We start from the raw sequence: 17703 nt of genomic DNA on the forward strand, positions 1-17703 counted from the left end.
CGGTGGGGCGCCAATGTTATCAGCAATTAGTGCGTGACCTGTTGCCGCCGGTTGGCCGACAATCGCGCCTTTGCCGTGCGGTAAACCCTTTAGGAGTAGTGATGACCGAGGAGCGTGTCGAGCGCCTGCTGGCTGAAGTCCATGATGACTTCGGCATGATCCGCGTGCTCGAAGTGGCCGATTACCGTTTTCTCGAGTTCGGCGATGCCATCGAGCAAAGCTGTGTGTTCACCGCTGACCCGAGCTGGCTGGAGTACGACTACACCCGTGCCATGCTGATCGGCGCGTTGTGCCATGAACAACCGGAAAGCGCGCTGTTCCTGGGCTTGGGCGCGGGCACCTTGACTCAGGCGTGTCTCAAGTTCCTGCCGCTGGAAGACGTGGAAGCCATCGAGCTGCGCCCGGACGTGCCGCGCCTGGCCATCGAATACCTGGGGCTGGACGATGACCCGCGCCTGTACATCCGCATCGGCGATGCCCTGCAATTGCTGGAGACCGCAGAGCCGGCCGACCTGATCTTCGTCGACCTGTATACGGATGTCGGCCCTGGCGTCGGGCACTTGGCCTGGACGTTCCTGGAAAACTGCCAGAAGAAGCTCAATCCCGGCGGCTGGCTGGTGATCAACCAGTGGGCCACCGATGATGGCAAACCGCTGGGCGCTGCTTTGTTGCGTGGTTTGTATCACCGGCATTATTGGGAACTGCCGGTGAAGGAGGGCAATGTGATCTTGCTGGTGCCTTCGGAGCTGGATCAGGAGCTGGACCTGCAGGCATTGTCCGCTCGCGCCGAAGCCCTGGCACCGCGATTGGGTTATTCGTTGCAGCCGCTGATCAAGGCGATCCGCCCGGCGACCTGAGCTAGATGCCTTTGAATACGCCGGGCCGCTTCTCGATCATCGCCCGCACGCCCTCCTTGGCATCCTCGCTGTTGAGCAGTTTATCCACCATCGGCGGCAACGCCGCTGCCGCCACGGTTTCGCCTTCCATCCGCGCCAACCGCGCCGACATCAACGTGGCTTGAACGCCCAGCGGCGCTTGGCGGGCGATACGGTTGGCCAGTTCGACGGCACGGGGCAGCAGGTCTTCGCTGGCCATCACTTCCTGCACCAGGCCCAGGCGCAGGGCGTCATGGGCGTCGAATTCATCGCCGGTCAGCAGCCAGCGCATCGCGTTGCCCCAGCCGGCAATCTGATGAAAGCGCAGCGTCGCGCCGCCAAACGGAAAGATCCCACGCTGTACTTCCATCTGCGCAAAGCGCGTATTGCTGGCGCAGAGGTTGATATCGGCGGCCAGCATCAGCTCTATCCCGATGGTCAGGCAGTAACCCTGGGCCGCGACGATCACCGGTTTGCTCACGCGTGGGCCGGCAAATACGCCCCAGGGATCGCAACCGCCCAACGGCGGCTGCCAGCCACCGGCCATCACACCGCTGACATTCGCCAGGTCGAGCCCGGCGGTGAAGTGATCGCCATGGGCAAACACTACGGCGACCCGCGCGTCGGTATTTCGATCAAATTCGCCATACGCCAGGCTCAGCTCATTGAGCAGCTCCAGGTCGAACGCGTTGCGTTTGGCCACTCGGTCCAGGCCTAAAAGCAAGACATGACCCTGGAGTTCACGGCTGACGCGGCTGCTGCTGGCTTGATTCATCGGGTGTGCCCTCGGGCGCGGGGAAGGGTTTCGGACCAAAGGGGCCGAAAGGTCAGGTGAACCGTTTAAGCATTATGACCAACAGGGCCGGGCCTTTGAAAAATAGACCTTGCCGGCGTTATCTGCAAAGACTGTGATGCAGCGCGGTTTATCGGTGGTTTCCGATAAAAAAAGCTCCCTTTTTCAGCTATTTCCGGTATAGTGCGCGCCGGCCTTTAACCGGGCCGCGTTTAGGTAGCGCAATTCCCCGAAGTCAGCTTCGGCTGCACGTCCGCACAGCGGACTCTCCCTTGACGAATCTTTTTCATTCATTCGTTTTCGCAAATCCCCGCCGACAAAGCAGCCAGGGCGACTCTTGAGTCTCAACACGGCATGCGCAGCTTTGGAGCATGGGTCTTTGCGGATGCACTTAGAGGCAGACCCATGACCCAGGAAACCGGCGGCTTCGCCGCTTTTAATCTGAACCCGAATATTCTTGCAGCCGTCGCAGCGACCGGCTACGAAGAGCCTTCGGCGATTCAGCAGCAATCGATCCCGATCATCATGGCCGGCAAGGACATGATTGGCCAGGCGCAAACCGGTACCGGCAAAACTGCCGCGTTCGCTTTGCCTATCCTGCAGTGCATCGATCCTGCCAAGCGCGAACCGCAAGCCCTGATCCTGGCGCCAACCCGTGAGTTGGCGCTGCAAGTAGCAACCGCTTTTGAAACCTACGCCAAGCAAATGCCAGGCGTAACCGTTGTGGCCGTTTACGGCGGCGCGCCTATGGGCCCACAACTCAAAGCAATCCGTAATGGCGCACAGATCGTTGTTGCCACCCCGGGCCGTCTGTGCGACCACCTGCGTCGTGACGAGAAAGTCCTGTCGACCGTGAACCACCTGGTTCTGGACGAAGCCGACGAAATGTTGAAGCTGGGCTTCATGGATGACCTGGAAGTCATCTTCAAGGCACTGCCACCGACCCGTCAGACCGTACTGTTCTCGGCCACCCTGCCACAGTCGATCCGTGCCATCGCCGAGCGTCACCTGCGTGACCCGGAGCACGTCAAGATCCAGACCAAGACTCAGACCGTTACCGCGATCGAACAGGCTCACCTGTTGGTTCACGCTGACCAGAAGACCTCGGCTGTATTGAGCCTGCTGGAAGTCGAAGACTTCGACGCCCTGATCATGTTCGTGCGCACCAAGCAAGCGACCCTGGACCTGGCCAGTGCCCTGGAAGGCAAAGGCTACAAAGCCGCTGCGCTGAACGGTGACATCGCCCAGAACCAACGTGAGCGCGTGATCGACTCCCTCAAGGATGGCCGTCTGGACATCGTTGTGGCGACCGACGTCGCTGCCCGTGGCCTTGACGTTCCACGTATCACCCACGTGTTCAACGTTGACATGCCGTACGATCCAGAGTCCTACGTTCACCGTATCGGCCGTACCGGCCGTGCCGGTCGCGAAGGTCGTGCACTGCTGCTGGTGACTCCACGTGAGCGCCGCATGCTGCAAGTGATCGAGCGTGTAACCGGTCAGAAAGTGGCCGAAGTCCGCCTGCCGGATGCCCAGGCCGTTCTCGATGCGCGCATCAAGAAACTGACCAACAGCTTGTCGCCTCTGGTGGCTGACGCTGAGTCGACCCACGGCGACCTGCTGGACCGCCTGACCGCCGATATCGGTTGCACCCCGCGTGCCCTGGCTGCAGCCCTGCTGCGCAAGGCGACCAACGGTCAAGCCCTGACCCTGGCCGCCATCGAGAAAGAACGTCCACTAGTGCCGAACAGCGCGCCACGCGGTGATCGTCCAGAGCGTACTGGCGACCGTCCAGACCGTGGTGATCGTGAGCGTCGTGCCCCGGTGCCATTGGCTGAAGGCCGTGCTCGTTGCCGTACCGCGCTGGGCGCGCGTGATGGTATCGCTGCCAAGAACCTGCTGGGCGCTATCCTCAACGAGGGTGGCCTGGCACGTGAAGCCATCGGTCGCATCCAGGTCCGTGACAGCTTCTCCCTGGTGGAGCTGCCGGAAGACGGTCTGGAAAAACTGCTGGCCAAGCTGAAAGACACTCGCGTTGCCGGTAAGCAGCTGAAGCTGCGTCGCTACCGCGAAGATTGATCCGCCCTTGGGCTGATTGATCGCACATGAAAAATCCCCGACTGGTTCGGGGATTTTTTTTGGCTGCGGGTTGAGGTGTCTGGGTTAGCCGAAACGGTAGATATCCATGCCCAGCGCGCCCAGGGTGAAGCCCTGGTGCGCCACACTGAAATCGCCGCCGGCGCCACGGGCAAAGTACAGTGGCAATAGATGCTCATCACTTGGATGGCTGCGCACAGCATTCGGCGCCTGGCGGCGGTAGTCGTGCAGCGCCGCTTCATCGTCGGCCGCCAGCTTATCGACGACCCAGTCCCGGAAGTCTCGCGCCCAAGGCTCGATGCTCTCAGGTCCCGCACGCCAGTCCAGCTCGCCCAGGTTGTGAGTGATGCTGCCCGAGCCGATCAGCAGCACGTCGTGCTCGCGCAGGCTGGCAAGGGCATGCCCGACACGGGTCTGAAGGGCAGGGCCCATACGGCTGGGCAGAGACACCTGCACCACCGGGATGTCCGCCGCCGGGTACATCAGCGACAGCGGCACCCAGGTGCCATGGTCGAAGGGGCGACGGTCATCGGTGCGTGCATTCAAGCCGTCGGCCTTCAACAACTCAACAATTTCAGCGGCCAGTTGCGGGTCACCCGGTGCCGGGTATTGCACGGCAAACAGTTCGGGGGGGAAGCCGCCGAAGTCGTGCCAGGTTTCAGGCGCGGCGCTGCCGCTGACCAGGAGTTCATGGCTTTCCCAATGCGCCGACACCACCACGATTGCCTTCGGGCGTGGCATCTCGGCAGCGAGTCGCTGGAGGGCCGGGCCGCTGGCACCGGGTTGCAGGGCAAGCATGGGCGAGCCGTGGGAGATAAACAGGCTGGGAAACATAAGTAGGGTCCTGAGCGTTAACATGGGCCCATCTTCAATCAGATCATTGATCTAAATCTAATATAAGTTTTAGCGCCATTTGATCGAATTTTATGGAGGATCTATGGAGCCTAAGTTTTGGCAGGAGCGCTGGGCGCGCAATCAGATCGGCTTTCATTTGCCTGAGGTCAACCCTTACCTGCAACGACATTGGCGGCTATTGGCGGTTGCTGAGGGCTCCAAGGTGCTCGTGCCCTTGTGCGGCAAGAGCCTGGACCTGATGTGGCTGGCCAGCCATGGGTTACGGGTTATGGGCGTGGAGCTGTCGGAGCAGGCTGTCGAGGCGTTTTTCAACGAGCAGAACCTTGTGCCACGTATCACTCGGCGAGGTGCCTTTACGGTGTACCAGGCTGATCTGATCGAAGTGTGGTGCGGCGACTTCTTCGCCCTGGATGCCGAAGCCTTGGTGGGGTGCGTCGCGTTGTACGACCGCGCCGCGTTGATCGCCTTGCCACCGCTGATGCGTGCGCAGTACGCCGAGCATTTGAGCCGCTTGCTGCCGTCGGGGTGCCAGGGGCTGCTGATCACCCTTGATTACGACCAGACGCAAAAAGCCGGGCCACCGTTTGCAGTGACGGATGATGAGGTGAGGGTGCTGTTCGGTCCGAACTGGACCTTGGAAACGCTGCAAGAGCAGGATGTTCTGGGGGAGAGTTGGAAGTTTGTGCAGGAGGGTGTCACGCGGCTCGATGAGCGGGTTTATCGGCTGACCAAGGCCTAAATTGTGTCCGCAAAAAAGGGGCGATCCAATCGCCCCTTTTTTTGCCTTGCGGGATATCAGCCCATGCGACGCAGTGCGTCGATACGCTCTTCCAGCGGCGGGTGGCTCATGAACAGGCGAGCCATGCCCTGCTTGATGCCACCGTTGATGCCAAAGGCGGTCAGGCTGTCCGGCATGTGCACCGGCAGGCCCTGCTCGGAGCGCAGGTGTTGCAGCGCTGCAATCATTGCCCCGGTACCGGCCAGGCGGGCACCGGCTTCATCTGCACGGAACTCTCTCTTGCGAGAGAACCACATAGTGATTGCACTGGCCAGGAAGCCCAGCACCAACTCGGCGAAGATGGTCGCCACGAAGTAGGCAATGCCGCGGCCGCCCTCGTTCTTGAAGATCACTTTGTCGACAAAGTTGCCGATGATCCGCGCGAAGAACATCACGAAGGTGTTCACCACGCCTTGTACCAGCGCCAGGGTGACCATGTCACCGTTGGCCACGTGGCCGATCTCGTGGGCCAGCACGGCCTTCACTTCATCGTACGAGAAGCGTTCCAGCATGCCCTGGCTCACCGCAACGAGTGCGTCGTTCTTGTTCCAGCCGGTGGCAAAGGCGTTGGCTTCATAAGCCGGGAAGATCCCGACTTCAGGCATTTTGATACCGGCTTGGCGGGATAGCTCCTCGACGGTCTGCAGCAACCATTGCTCATGCCGGGTACGGGGTTGGGTGATCACCTGGGTGCTGGTGCTCATCTTCGCCATCCACTTGGAGATGAACAGCGAGAACAGCGAGCCGGCAAAACCAAAGACCGCACAGAAAACCAGCAGCTGATTGAGGTTCAGGTCAACCCCGTTGGCCGCCATGAACCCATTGAAGCCGAAAAGGCTCAAGGTGATGCTGGCAATCAGCACGACCGCAAGGTTAGTGGCCAAGAACAGCAGGATGCGCATCATGGTTGTAGAATTCTCCTCATGCTTAATATGTCGCGTACTGCGGGGTATATAAGGTGCGGCATGGGGTGATTCAACCGAGCGACTATTTCAAACTGTGTCCTACAGCCTGAATGTAGAGTCTTGAAGGGCATTTCCGATAGGGGAAACAGGGCTGAATCGGTTCGCCGGTGCCTCGCTGTCCCGTGAATACAGGGGGTTGCTGGCTTTTTCAGTGACGGCGAAATGCCTGTACGGGGGAAAGCCAGAGAAGTGTTGCCAGATACTCGCTGTACGACCAATTGTCGGCCGTACAGCGTCGTTCGCGTTACTGGCGATAGGACTTGAGGAAGTTGCCGATGCGACCGATGGCCATGTCCAGGTCATCCACACGCGGCAACGTCACCACACGGAAGTGATCCGGCCACGGCCAGTTGAACGCGGTGCCTTGCACCACCAGCAGTTTTTCCGACAGCAGCAGGTCGAGTACGAACTTCTCGTCGTTGAGGATCGGGCACACTTTCGGGTCGATCCGCGGGAAGGCGTACAGCGCGCCCATGGGTTTCACGCAGCTCACGCCCGGGATGGCATTGAGCAGTTCCCAGGTGCGGTTGCGCTGTTCCAGCAAGCGGCCTTGAGGCAGGACCAGGTCATTGATGCTCTGGTAGCCGCCCAGGGCGGTCTGGATCGCGTGCTGGCTCGGCACGTTGGCACACAGGCGCATGTTGGCCAGCATGTCGATGCCTTCGATATAGCTCTGGGCGTTGTGCTTGGGACCGGAGATGGCGATCCAGCCGGAGCGGAAGCCGGCCACGCGGTAGGACTTGGACAGGCCGTTGAAGGTCAGGCACAGCAGGTCTGGCGCCAGTGAGGCGGTGCACACGTGCACGGCGTCGTCGTAGAGGATCTTGTCGTAGATCTCGTCGGAGAACACCACCAGGTTGTGCTGGCGCGCCAGTTCGAGCATGCCCAGCAGGACTTCCTTGGAATACACCGCGCCGGTCGGGTTGTTCGGGTTGATGATCACCAGGGCCTTGGTGTTCGGTGTGATCTTGGCCTTGATGTCGGCCAGGTCCGGGAACCAGTCCGCGCCTTCGTCACACAGGTAGTGCACCGGGTGGCCGCCGGCCAGGGTCACGGCGGCGGTCCACAACGGGTAATCCGGCGCCGGCACCAGCACTTCGTCGCCATTGTTGAGCAGGGCCTGCATGGACATCACGATCAACTCGGACACGCCATTGCCCAGGTAGATGTCTTCGATGCCGACACCTTCGACCTGCTTCTGCTGGTAGTACTGCATCACCGCCTTGCGCGCGCTGAACAGGCCTTTGGAGTCGCTGTAGCCCTGGGCGGTGGGCAGGTTGCGGATCACGTCCTGGAGGATTTCGTCCGGCGCTTCGAAACCAAAGGGCGCCGGGTTGCCGATGTTCAGCTTGAGGATGCGATGGCCTTCCTCTTCCAGGCGTTTGGCGTGCTTGAGCACTGGGCCGCGAATGTCGTAGCAGACGTTGGCGAGCTTGTTCGATTTGCTGACCTGCATGGCGATGTGATCCTGAAAATGAACGATCCAGACGGTGGGGACACTACCGTACTGCGAATCCTGCGGGGCCCGCACCCATAAATACGTTTGAATGCCGGTAGCGCGGGTGCCAGACTGGCGTTTTGAAGAGGCGCAATCATACGTGCCGCCTGATCCATGGAAAAGACACAGATCAGGCTTTTTCAGTTGCCGAGGTGTATCGATGGAAAAGTTGCAGAAAACCGTTGAAGAATGGAAGGCGATGCTCGATCCGGAGCAATACAACGTGTGCCGCCTCAAGGGCACCGAGCGACCTTTCAGCGGCAAGTACAACGCCACCAAGACCGACGGTGTGTACCACTGCATTTGCTGCAACGAGCCGTTGTTCGACTCCACGACCAAGTTCGACTCCGGCTGCGGTTGGCCGAGCTTCTACGCGCCGATCGCCGGCAACGCGATGATCGAGATCCGTGACGCCAGCCACGGCATGGTCCGCACCGAAGTGACCTGCGCCAAATGCGATGCCCACCTGGGGCACGTATTCCCGGACGGCCCGCCGCCGACCGGCCTGCGTTATTGCATCAACTCGGTGTGCCTGGACCTCGTTCCCCGCTGAATTGAACGGCGTTGCACCCTGTAGGAGCGAGCTTGCTCGCGAAAATCGTCAACGATTACGCGGGCATTCCGGGGGAACACGGTGTCATTACGTTCTTCGCGAGCAAGCTCGCTCCTACAGGGATAGCGTTGATATCACGGCATCAGTTCCGTCAATTAAGTTGCATACAATTGAATTGCTTACTATGTTTAATCTTCTTTTCTTCTTATCGAGACACTGCCATGAGCAACAACCTGCTGAGCATCCCTTGCACCACCATCAAGGGTGAGCAAAAGACCTTGGCCGATTTCGCCGGCAAGGCCATCCTGGTGGTCAACACTGCCAGCAAGTGTGGCTTCACCCCACAATACAAGGGCCTGGAACAGCTCTGGCAGCAGTACAAGGATCAAGGATTGGTGGTGTTGGGCTTCCCCTGCAACCAGTTCGGCAAGCAGGAGCCCGGTAACGAAGGCGCGATTTCCGAGTTTTGCGAGCTGAACTTCGGTGTCAGCTTCCCGCTGTTCAAGAAGATCGACGTGAACGGCAGCGACGCCCATCCGTTGTTCGTGCAACTGAAAAAACAGGCACCGGGCCTGCTCGGATCCAAGGGTATCAAGTGGAACTTCACCAAATTCCTCATCGGTCGTGACGGCTTGGTGGTCAAGCGCTTCGCGCCAACGACCAAGCCGCAGGACCTGACCCAAGAGATCGAAGCCCTGCTCAAATGACGGTCTCCCTGGCGCTGGACAATCAACTGTGTTTCAAGCTCTACGCCGCTTCCAGGGCGGTGACCCGCGCGTACAAGCCGATGCTCGATCAACTGGGCCTGACCTACCCGCAATACTTGGTGATGCTGGTGTTGTGGGAGTGGCACGCCACAGCGCCGACGCAACCCACGGTCAAGGCATTGGGTGAGCGCTTGATGCTGGATTCGGGCACGTTGACGCCGCTGCTCAAACGCCTTGAGCAACTCAGTCTGGTCAGGCGCCAGCGCAGCGCCAAGGATGAGCGCGAAGTGCACCTGAGCCTGAGCGAAACCGGTGTGCAGTTGCGTGACCAGACCCATGCCCTCAAGACCCGGCTGCTGTGCGACAGCGGCATCGACCTGAACCAGGCTGACGCGCTGCGTGAGGGCTTGGACCAGCTGCTTGGGCAGATCAGAGATTTGTCGTCTTCGGCACCCACAGCTCCAGCAAACCACTGAGTTCCTCACGACGGAACGGCTTGGCCAGGTAGTCATTCATGCCCGCGGCCCGGCAACGCTCGCGCTCTTCGGACAGCGCGTTGGCGGTCAAGGCAACGATCGGCAGGTCCGGCCAGCGCCCGCTGCGACGGATCTGTCGGCTGGCTTCGTAGCCGTCCATCACCGGCATGTTGCAGTCCATCAACACCAGGTCGAAGCGTTGTTCCTCAAGAAACTTCAGCGCCTCGCCACCATGGGCGGCCACGACCACTTCACACCCCAGTTTGCCGAGCATACCCTTGGCCACCAGTTGATTGACCGGGTTGTCCTCCACCAGCAGGATGCGCGCGCGGTGCGCCAGGGGCGCGGCTTCCATCTGGATCGGGTCGAGGATCAGTTGCGCGTCGCTGCGCAAGGTACGTTGCAGTATCTGATACAGCGCATTGCGGCTCAGCGGGCGCGCCTGCTGTTGCAGCGGCGCGAGTGCGGCGACTTCTTCGCTGGGCATGAAGTTGCCATAGGCGGTCACCAGCAGGATCGGCGCGCTGAGGGTGGGGCGCAGGCGAAACAGGCATTCCGGGCAGTCGGTGATCAGCAGGTCAGGCATGTGCCCGCTTAAGTCTTCATCACGCGGGTAGCAATGCGGAGTCAGCCCCCAGTGAGGCAGCAGGGTGGTCAGCAATTCGGTCAGGCCGCTGCCGGCACTGGTTATAGCGATCACTTCACCCCTCAGTGGTGCCGGTTGCACTGCGGGCAAATGGATCGGCAGAGGCAGGTCGGCGCAGAACTGGCTACCAAAACCCACCTCCGAGCTGATGCTCAGCCGGCCCTTCATCGCTTCACACAGGTTGTGCGTGAGTGCCAGACCCAGACCCGTACCGCCGAACTGGCGAGTGATGCCGGCGCCGGCCTGGGTGAAGGGCTGGAAGATCTTCACCTGGGCTTCTTGCGCAATGCCGATGCCGGTATCACAGACCTCGATGCGTACCTGGCCCTCCCGCGCGCTGAGGCGAACATCGACCCGGCCGAAGCGCGTGAACTTCAAGGCGTTGGACAGCAGATTGCTGACGATCTGCCGTACGCGGGTCGGGTCGCCCAGTACCTGGGCGGGAAACTGCGGGTCGATCAGGCAAGTCAGTTCGACGCTCGGCGCGGCGTTCTGCGACAACAGGTTGGCGGTGTCTTCCACCAACGAACCCAGGTCGAACGGGATGCGCTCCAACTCCAACTGGCCAGCGTCGAACTTGGACAGGTCGAGGATATCGTTGAGCAACTCCACCAACACCTTGCCCGAGTCATGGGCAATGGACAGTTGCTGACGTTGTTCGGCGTTGAGTGGGCTGTCGAGTGACAGTGCGATCATCCCTAGCAGGCCGTTGAGCGGCGTGCGGATTTCGTGGCTCATGTTGGCGAGGAACGCTGCCCGCGCCTGGGCCATGCCCAGTGCATGCATCTTCGCCGCTTCCAGCTCATCGTTGGACTTGCTCAGCCGCTGGTTGCTGGTCTTGAGCTCCAGGGTGCGTGCGGACACGATGTCTTCCAGTTGTCCCAAGTATTCGGTCAACCGATCTTCAGCGTGGCGGCGTTGCTGAATCTCTGTCTCCATGTTTTCAAACTGTTGGTTGGCAACGTTCACCAGCACGCCGATTTCATCGTGCTCGTGGCCTGGCGGGCAATCCAGGCGTGCATGCCGGCGGTTGCTCAGCTCGCGGATGATGCGCACCAGCGGCTGGGTCAGCATCACGTAGAACAAGCCCAACAAGATGCCGGTCAGTAACAGGCTGCGGACGAAGCCGTTGAGCAGGGTGATCTCGGCACGGCGCAGGAAGCGGCTGCCAAAGGCATAGGTGTCCACGTCCAGGCGCAGCACACCGAGGGACTCGTTGGGCATGTGGCTGAGGAACAACCGATCCTCAAACTGACGGTTGGCGCCGAACAGGAAATCGCTGACGGGGCGGTAAGTGCTTTCTTTACGCGGGCGGTCGACATCGGCCAGCACCACGCCATTGTTGTCGATCAACTGGGCATGAATGATGGCGGGGGAGTGCAGCAGGCCCAGGGTCAGTTCCTGGGCCAGTTCGGCGTCGATGTTGTAGGCGATACGTGACGCGGGGTTGTGGCTGATTTCGATCAGCGAGCGAATTTCACGGTTGATGGATGCGTCTTCGCTGGCATAATCAATGCCGATTTGGATCAGGCTGAGCAAGGTTCCCAAGACGAAACCGACCAGCACAGTCAATCTGGCTTGTTTATAAGACAAGCGGTGGGCGAACTTGATATCCATCGAGTGTTGAACCACTTCACGTTTCCCTTCGCCCGGCAAGCATAGCTGAACATCCACAGGCTCTGGCTTACCCGGCATGAATCGTTTTTTACGCAGCCTCGTGCGGTCTGCCGCAGAGTTGCCAATACGCCATCTTTTGCAAGAACTTGCCAGAGGAATAATTGTGGATTCTCGATTGAATGCCTTTCTGGAACGGGCCGATGCAGTGCTCGCCCGCCTGGAGCCCTTGTTACCCGCACCCCGCCAAGCCATCGATTGGAACCAATGCCTGGCTGCCCGCTGGCAGCGTGAAGGCCGCACGGGTTTCCTGTTGCCGCTGGATGTGAGCTTGGACATGCGCCTGTCCGACCTGATTGGTGTGGACAAGCAACGTGAAACGCTGGCGCGCAATACCCAGCAATTCATCGACGGCCTGCCTGCCAACCATGCATTGCTGTGGGGTTCGCGCGGCACCGGCAAATCCTCTATGGTCCGCGCCTTGCTGGCCCAGCATGCCAAAGCCGGCTTGCGGCTGATTGAAATCGAGCGAGACCATTTGGCCGACCTGCCGCGTGTGGTCGAGCAACTGGTCAAACTGCCGCAGCGGTTTATTCTGTTCTGCGACGACCTGTCGTTCGAGGCCGGTGAAGGCGATTATCGCGTGCTTAAAAGCGTGCTGGACGGCTCTCTCGAACAGGCCCCGGAAAACGTGCTGCTGTATGCAACCTCCAACCGTCGTCACCTGGTGCCGGAAAACCAGAGCGACAACGACAACTGGAAGCGCGTGGATGGCGAGTTGCACCCAAGCGAAGCGGTGGAGGACAAGATTGCCTTGTCCGACCGGTTTGGTTTGTGGCTGTCGTTCTATCCGTTTACCCAGGAGCATTTCCTCGATGTGGTGGAGCACTGGATCGGCGAACTGGCAAGCAAAGCCGGTTTGCAATGGCAGCGCGATGAAGCCCTCGACATCCTTGCCGTACGCTGGGCCACCGGTCGCGGTAACCGCAACGGTCGCTGCGCGTACCAATTCGCCCGTTACTGGGTGGGCCTCAAATTGCTGGAGCGTCAATCATGATCGACCTACAAAGCGCCGGTACGGGCCTGGATGGCTATGCCATGCTCTGCGCGCAGTTGGAGTCGCTGCTCGCCGATGAGCGGGATTTCATTGCCAACAGTGCGCAATTCTCTGCGTTCCTGTTCAACCAGTTGGATGACTTGAACTGGGCCGGCTTCTACCTCAACCGTAACGAAGAGCTGGTGCTGGGCCCGTTCCAGGGCCAGATCGCCTGTGTGCGCATTCCGTTTGGCCGTGGAGTGTGCGGTGCGGCGGCCGCCTCGCGGCAGACCCAGCGCGTGGAGGATGTACATGAGTTCCCAGGGCATATCGCCTGTGACAGCGCGTCCAACAGCGAGCTGGTGGTGCCTCTGGTCAAGGACGGCAAACTGATTGGCGTCCTTGACCTCGACAGCCCGTCGCTGGCGCGTTTTACCCCTGAGGATCAGGCGGGTATTGAACAGTTGGCGGCGATTTTCCTGCGTTTGACCGACTGCTGAGGGTTCCATCAGGGGCGAGCAGGCAGGCTCGCTCCTGCCTATTGCTCTGTCTGCAAGCTGTCCAGTTGCATTCGCAGCTGCCTTTCCAGTTCAAGCATGCATTTTTCCAGAGCCTTGATGCCGGTTTCGATCAGTGGCAGTTCCTCGCCTCGGGCACAGGCCTGTTCCAGCGCCTCGCACTGAGTGGCCAGCAGGCTGGCTTGCACAATGCGCGCGGCGCCCTTGATCTTATGCGCCTGCTCGATGATGTCCTGGAGTGGCGCCTGTCGAGCCACCAGAGCAACTATTTCCTGGCGGTCATGGACGCTGCTGCTCAACAACTCCTCCAGCAGGCGCCGGCTCAGTTGCGGGTCGCCTCCCGTCAGTGCGTCCAGGCTGCTCAGATCCAGAAGTGTACCGGTGGGTTGCGGACCGACCTGCGCCAGCTGCCGCTCCAGTACCGTAAGGCTGATGGGTTTGAACCGGCAGTCGTTCATTCCCGCTTCAGTGCAGCGCCGTTTCTCTTCCGGTTGGGCGTTGGCCGTGAAACCCAGTATGACGCAAGGGGTTAACTGCTCGCGTTGTTCATATTCACGGATTGAGCGGCTTAACTCATAGCCGTTCATGATGGGCATGTTGCAGTCGGCAATGACCAGGTCGAAGTGTTCCTGGCGCCAAGCCTGGAAGCCGGCCGCACCATGCTGGGCTGCGGTGAACTGGTGGCCGAGGTAACCTAATTGCTGGCACATCAGCAAACGGTTAGCGGGGTGATCATCCACCACCAGCACATTGAGCACCGGTGCAGGTGTGGGTGTCGCCGGCTTGAGTTCTTCTACGGCTTGCGCGGGCTGGAGGCTGTGCATCTTAAGACTTACGTGCACCTGCGTGCCCACCATGGGGACGCTGCTCAGGCTCAATTGCCCGCCCATCATTGCGCACAGGCTGCGGCAGATCACCAATCCCAGGCCCGCCCCGCTGCGGGCCAAGTGCCCTGAGTTGTCGGCCTGGGAGAAGGGTTCGAACAAGCGCAATTGGTCTTCCCGGCTGATGCCTATACCCGTGTCCTCGACCACCAGCCTCATTTCGACTTGTTGCGGCAGGTCGGTAGGTTGCACGTCCACCTTGACCTTCACCTCGCCGCGTTCAGTGAATTTGATGGCATTGCTCACCAGGTTCGACAGCACTTGCTTGAAGCGCAGCGGGTCGATCAGGACGTCGGTGTCGTTAAGCCCAGGTTTGAACTCCAGCAGCAAACTGAGCGTCTTCTGGCGCGCCAGGCCGTCGAACACGCGAACCACCGACTCAATCACATCCTTCAGGTTTACCCGCTCGGGGGCCAGGCTCAGTCGGCCTGATTCGATGCGCGCGATGTCGAGGATATCGCCGATCAGCTCCAGCAGGTCCTTGGCCGAGTGGTAAGCGACCTCGATGGCCGGGCGATCCAGATGGCCCTGATCCGCTCGCTTTAGGGTCAGTTCCAGCATGCCGATAACGGCGTTCATCGGTGTGCGTATTTCGTGGCTCATGGTCGCAAGAAAGGTACTTTTGGCGCGGTTGGCCTCGTCGGCACGCTCCTTGGCCGCGCGCAGCTCATCGAACAGTTGGCGCCGCTCGCTGATGTCGATCCAGCCTCCGATGATGCCCTGGACCTCGCCGGTCGAGTCGCGATAGGGGAGGATCCAGTGATAAATCGTCAGTTTCTTTCCGCGAATGTGCAGGGATCGATCCAGGATCAGTGGGTTGCCTTGCGCGACCACACGCTGGTAGTCGGCGTGGTATTGCGACGCTTCTGTTTCCAGTGCCGTATTGATCTGCAGGGCACTTTTCCCGATCACATCCTCACGCTTTACATCGAATACCTGCAGGTAGCTGTCGTTACAGGTCTGCAGCAGGCCCTTGCGGTCGCGCACGTAAATCGGATGAGGCGTTTCATTGACCAGCGCGCGCATGAACTCGAACTGATCGTTGAGGGCGCGCTCGGCCATCCGGCGATGTTTTATCTGGCGGCGCATGTAGGCGTTCCAGCCCAGCGAGATCAATAGCAGCAGCCCGGTGCCGATGATGATCTTGGCAATCAAGTCATGGTAATCGCGCCAGTAGCTGTCGGAGGCGGCGGTGTAGCCTCGCCAGCGGCTGTTGATCACGCCGAGTTCGTCCGGAGCGATACTGAGCAGCGCCTTGTCGAGTATCGAGCTCAATTCCGTGGCGTCGCGTGAGGTGGCCAGCGAGAAGAGGGCGGGCAGGGTGCCGATGCTGGTGCTGATCTGTAATCTGTCCTGGAAGATGTGTGAGGAAAGCAGGTAGTTGGCGACCACCAGTGAGTTCACCGCACCTTCGACTTGCCCTTGGGCCAGCAATTCCGACGCTTTGAAGGTGTCACTGGTTTCCACCAGTTGGATGTGTGGGAAGTCCTTGCGAAGAACGACTTCCAGCGGGTTGCCCTCGGTGATCGCCAGGCGTTTGCCGGCCATTTGCTCCAGGTTTAAAGGGGCGTCAGGCATTTTGCGCGTCAGCAGTACGTAGGAGTTTTCCAGGTAGGGGCGGCTGAAATTCAGCTCCGTCTCTCGCTCGTTGCTGGGCACAATGGCGCCGATGATATCGGCTTTACCGGTGTCGATTTGTTCGATCATCGCGTTGATGTTACGCCCGCGTTGAATCTCGAAGCGCAGCCCTGTACGCAGGCGTATCAGTTCCAGGAGGTCGGCGGTGATGCCACGGAAATTGCCATCGGCATCAAAGAACGTCAGCGGCGCAAAGGTTTCGTTGGCGATGACCTTGACCACGGGGTGTGCTTTGAGCCAACGCTCTTCGCGTTGGGTCAGTTGCAGCTTCTGATCGGTCAGCAGAATGTCGCTGCCGGCACTCCAGCGTTTGGCGATGTTTTCCCGTTCATGGGTGGGCAGTGCTGCCAGCACGGCGTTCACGATGTTCAATAGGGTCTGTTGGTCTTGGCGCAGGGCAAAACTGAACCCGTAGGCTTCGTGTTTGCCGAAGTTGGCCATATGGATGTTTTTCAGGTAGCCCTTGTTGATCATGTAATGAGTGGAAATGGTATCGCCAAGAAACACGTCAGCCTGGTCGAATGCGACGGCGTTCAGCGCATTCTGATAGGAGGGGTAGGCACGAGTAATGGCCTTGGGGTACAGCTTTTGTACCTCCTCCGGTGGCAGGTAGTGGTAGACCAAGCTCAAGCGAAGACCGGCCAGGCCATCGCTCAGGCTGCGGGTTTCCCCTTCGCGTGTTACCAGAACAGGCTGATCCACGGCATACGGCGCCGAAAGGGTGAGCAATGGATGTGTGGCTTCAAAGCCGTTGGAAGAACCCAACAGATCGATTTCACCTGACGCCAGTGCCTGGATGGACGCCTCCCTGGTCGGGTAGCGCTGCACCCTGACGGGCAACGCCAGTGCCTTGGCCAAGACCCCAGCGTAATCGGCAGTGATGCCTTCATAGTCGCGCCCGCTCGACGTGATATCGAAAGGCGGGTAGTCGGGGGCTGCCGTACCCAGTATCAGTTCACGTTTGTTCAGCAGCCACCGGCGTTGAGTGTTGTCCAGTGGCGTGTCAAGTTGGACGTTCCCTGCTCGGCTCAGTAAATTGTAGTGCTCCGGTTGTGTGGCAGCTGCGAGCACGGTGGTGCTCAAGCACACGCCTGCGCTCAATATAATGAAATAGTCCTTTATACACTTCGGCATCCGCTTTCTCACACCAGCGCGTTTCGTTTTGCCAGCTCGATAAGTTCTACCAAGGACTTTGCTTTCAGTTTTTGCATGAGTCTCTTTTTATAAGTGCTGACAGTTTTGTTACTTAAAAACATGCCTTTGGCAATTTCCTTGTTTGTACGGCCTTGTGCAAAAAGTTGCAAAACCATTAACTCGCGATCATTCACTGTTTTGAACAGCTCCAGCTCTTCGTAGTTTGCTTCAGGTCCACACGTGTTCAAGGCCTGGCTGGGAAAATAGTTATAACCGGATAATACGGCGCGGATCGCACTCAGCAGTTCACTCAGATCACCTTCCTTGCACACATAACCATCAGCCCCTGAGCGCATGCAGCGGGTAGCGAACAGGGTGGGGGTTTGCGCCGTGAGGATAAGGGTTTTCATCGAGGTGTTCATGGAGTTGAAGCGGCATAACACTTCGAGCCCATCCAGTTTTGGGATGCCGATGTCGAGAATGATCAAGTCCGGGAGGCATTCGCGAACCATTTGTATCGCATCGCAGCCGTTGTCGGTCTCGCCAACGACTTTATAACCTTCGTGTTCCAGCAGCATTCGAATGGCCAGCCTGATAACAGGGTGATCATCGATGATGAAAACTGTGTTCATAATC

Annotated in this window: 15 protein-coding genes; 8 read left to right on the plus strand and 7 right to left on the minus strand. The window is 59.6% G+C overall.

From position 1 onward, the window contains the following. Positions 1–101 precede the first annotated feature (101 nt). Entirely contained in the window at positions 102–857 is a 756-nt protein-coding gene (locus HX868_RS03310) for a spermidine synthase (protein ID WP_038841936.1), read from the plus strand. Between the two features lies 1 nt (position 858). Here the strand turns inward: HX868_RS03310 and HX868_RS03315 are convergent, their stop codons facing one another. Beyond that, positions 859–1650 carry a crotonase/enoyl-CoA hydratase family protein gene (locus HX868_RS03315; RefSeq protein WP_016975389.1) on the minus strand — a complete coding sequence of 264 codons (792 nt, stop codon included), beginning with the start codon at positions 1648–1650 and terminating at the stop codon, positions 859–861. Between the two features lie 423 nt (positions 1651–2073). Between HX868_RS03315 and HX868_RS03320 the strand changes: the two genes are divergently transcribed. Further along, positions 2074–3747: a DEAD/DEAH box helicase gene (locus HX868_RS03320; RefSeq protein WP_177001911.1), complete on the plus strand. Its 1674-nt coding sequence runs from the start codon at positions 2074–2076 to the stop codon at positions 3745–3747. 84 nt (positions 3748–3831) lie between these two features. On the opposite strand, the gene HX868_RS03325 is transcribed toward HX868_RS03320, so the two are convergent. Next, positions 3832–4599: a DODA-type extradiol aromatic ring-opening family dioxygenase gene (locus tag HX868_RS03325; protein ID WP_177001912.1), complete on the minus strand. Its 768-nt coding sequence runs from the start codon at positions 4597–4599 to the stop codon at positions 3832–3834. Positions 4600–4702: 103 nt separating this feature from the next. On the opposite strand from HX868_RS03325, the gene HX868_RS03330 reads away from it, so the two are divergent. Then, positions 4703–5359: a thiopurine S-methyltransferase gene (locus HX868_RS03330; RefSeq protein WP_177001913.1), complete on the plus strand. Its 657-nt coding sequence runs from the start codon at positions 4703–4705 to the stop codon at positions 5357–5359. A 56-nt stretch (positions 5360–5415) separates the two neighbouring features. Here HX868_RS03330 and htpX read toward each other — a convergent pair whose 3' ends face one another. Together htpX and HX868_RS03340 are read right to left on the minus strand one after the other, a co-directional pair. Continuing rightward, positions 5416–6303 (minus strand): protease HtpX, encoded by an 888-nt coding sequence (htpX, locus tag HX868_RS03335; RefSeq protein ID WP_016978461.1) that lies wholly within the window; start codon positions 6301–6303, stop codon positions 5416–5418. Positions 6304–6607: 304 nt separating this feature from the next. Further along, positions 6608–7819, minus strand: coding sequence for a pyridoxal phosphate-dependent aminotransferase (locus tag HX868_RS03340; RefSeq protein ID WP_016978462.1), 1212 nt, complete (start codon positions 7817–7819; stop codon positions 6608–6610). Positions 7820–8021: 202 nt separating this feature from the next. Here HX868_RS03340 and msrB point away from each other — a divergent pair, with 202 nt between their 5' ends. The 3 genes from msrB (at position 8022) to HX868_RS03355 (ending at position 9597) form a co-directional block, all read left to right on the plus strand. Further along, positions 8022–8414, plus strand: coding sequence for a peptide-methionine (R)-S-oxide reductase MsrB (gene msrB, locus HX868_RS03345; RefSeq protein ID WP_177001914.1), 393 nt, complete (start codon positions 8022–8024; stop codon positions 8412–8414). Positions 8415–8635: 221 nt separating this feature from the next. Then, positions 8636–9121, plus strand: coding sequence for a glutathione peroxidase (locus tag HX868_RS03350; protein WP_016978464.1), 486 nt, complete (start codon positions 8636–8638; stop codon positions 9119–9121). Beyond that, positions 9118–9597, plus strand: a complete 480-nt coding sequence (locus HX868_RS03355) for a MarR family winged helix-turn-helix transcriptional regulator (protein WP_177001915.1) — start codon at positions 9118–9120, stop codon at positions 9595–9597. Before HX868_RS03350 ends, HX868_RS03355 begins: the two co-directional genes overlap by 4 nt. Here the strand turns inward: HX868_RS03355 and HX868_RS03360 are convergent. Beyond that, positions 9551–11860: a hybrid sensor histidine kinase/response regulator gene (locus HX868_RS03360; RefSeq protein ID WP_177001916.1), complete on the minus strand. Its 2310-nt coding sequence runs from the start codon at positions 11858–11860 to the stop codon at positions 9551–9553. The genes HX868_RS03355 and HX868_RS03360 overlap by 47 nt on opposite strands. 163 nt (positions 11861–12023) lie before the next feature. Here HX868_RS03360 and HX868_RS03365 point away from each other — a divergent pair, with 163 nt between their 5' ends. Both HX868_RS03365 and HX868_RS03370 read left to right on the plus strand, forming a co-directional pair. Continuing rightward, positions 12024–12914: an ATP-binding protein gene (locus HX868_RS03365; RefSeq protein WP_016978467.1), complete on the plus strand. Its 891-nt coding sequence runs from the start codon at positions 12024–12026 to the stop codon at positions 12912–12914. After that, positions 12911–13393, plus strand: a complete 483-nt coding sequence (locus tag HX868_RS03370; protein ID WP_016978468.1) for a GAF domain-containing protein — start codon at positions 12911–12913, stop codon at positions 13391–13393. Before HX868_RS03365 ends, HX868_RS03370 begins: the two co-directional genes overlap by 4 nt. 38 nt (positions 13394–13431) lie before the next feature. Here the strand turns inward: HX868_RS03370 and HX868_RS03375 are convergent, their stop codons facing one another. Beyond that, a complete protein-coding gene (locus HX868_RS03375; protein WP_177001917.1) occupies positions 13432–17067 on the minus strand; it encodes a transporter substrate-binding domain-containing protein in 3636 nt (1211 codons plus the stop codon). An 8-nt stretch (positions 17068–17075) separates the two neighbouring features. Then, entirely contained in the window at positions 17076–17699 is a 624-nt protein-coding gene (locus tag HX868_RS03380; protein WP_016978470.1) for a response regulator transcription factor, read from the minus strand. Between the last annotated feature and the right edge of the window lie 4 nt (positions 17700–17703).

Source organism: Pseudomonas reactans, assembly GCF_013385825.1.
GTDB lineage: Bacteria > Pseudomonadota > Gammaproteobacteria > Pseudomonadales > Pseudomonadaceae > Aquipseudomonas > Aquipseudomonas reactans.

What these genes read in the sequence shown, in the direction of transcription:
- HX868_RS03310 (WP_038841936.1), top strand. Translation starts at nt 102, where the DNA reads ATGACCGAGGAGCGTGTCGAGCGCCTGCTGGCTGAAGTCCATGATGAC.
- HX868_RS03315 (WP_016975389.1), bottom strand. Translation starts at nt 1,650, where the DNA reads ATGAATCAAGCCAGCAGCAGCCGCGTCAGCCGTGAACTCCAGGGTCAT.
- HX868_RS03320 (WP_177001911.1), top strand. Translation starts at nt 2,074, where the DNA reads ATGACCCAGGAAACCGGCGGCTTCGCCGCTTTTAATCTGAACCCGAAT.
- HX868_RS03325 (WP_177001912.1), bottom strand. Translation starts at nt 4,599, where the DNA reads ATGTTTCCCAGCCTGTTTATCTCCCACGGCTCGCCCATGCTTGCCCTG.
- HX868_RS03330 (WP_177001913.1), top strand. Translation starts at nt 4,703, where the DNA reads ATGGAGCCTAAGTTTTGGCAGGAGCGCTGGGCGCGCAATCAGATCGGC.
- htpX (WP_016978461.1), bottom strand. Translation starts at nt 6,303, where the DNA reads ATGATGCGCATCCTGCTGTTCTTGGCCACTAACCTTGCGGTCGTGCTG.
- HX868_RS03340 (WP_016978462.1), bottom strand. Translation starts at nt 7,819, where the DNA reads ATGCAGGTCAGCAAATCGAACAAGCTCGCCAACGTCTGCTACGACATT.
- msrB (WP_177001914.1), top strand. Translation starts at nt 8,022, where the DNA reads ATGGAAAAGTTGCAGAAAACCGTTGAAGAATGGAAGGCGATGCTCGAT.
- HX868_RS03350 (WP_016978464.1), top strand. Translation starts at nt 8,636, where the DNA reads ATGAGCAACAACCTGCTGAGCATCCCTTGCACCACCATCAAGGGTGAG.
- HX868_RS03355 (WP_177001915.1), top strand. Translation starts at nt 9,118, where the DNA reads ATGACGGTCTCCCTGGCGCTGGACAATCAACTGTGTTTCAAGCTCTAC.
- HX868_RS03360 (WP_177001916.1), bottom strand. Translation starts at nt 11,860, where the DNA reads ATGGATATCAAGTTCGCCCACCGCTTGTCTTATAAACAAGCCAGATTG.
- HX868_RS03370 (WP_016978468.1), top strand. Translation starts at nt 12,911, where the DNA reads ATGATCGACCTACAAAGCGCCGGTACGGGCCTGGATGGCTATGCCATG.
- HX868_RS03375 (WP_177001917.1), bottom strand. Translation starts at nt 17,067, where the DNA reads ATGCCGAAGTGTATAAAGGACTATTTCATTATATTGAGCGCAGGCGTG.
- HX868_RS03380 (WP_016978470.1), bottom strand. Translation starts at nt 17,699, where the DNA reads ATGAACACAGTTTTCATCATCGATGATCACCCTGTTATCAGGCTGGCC.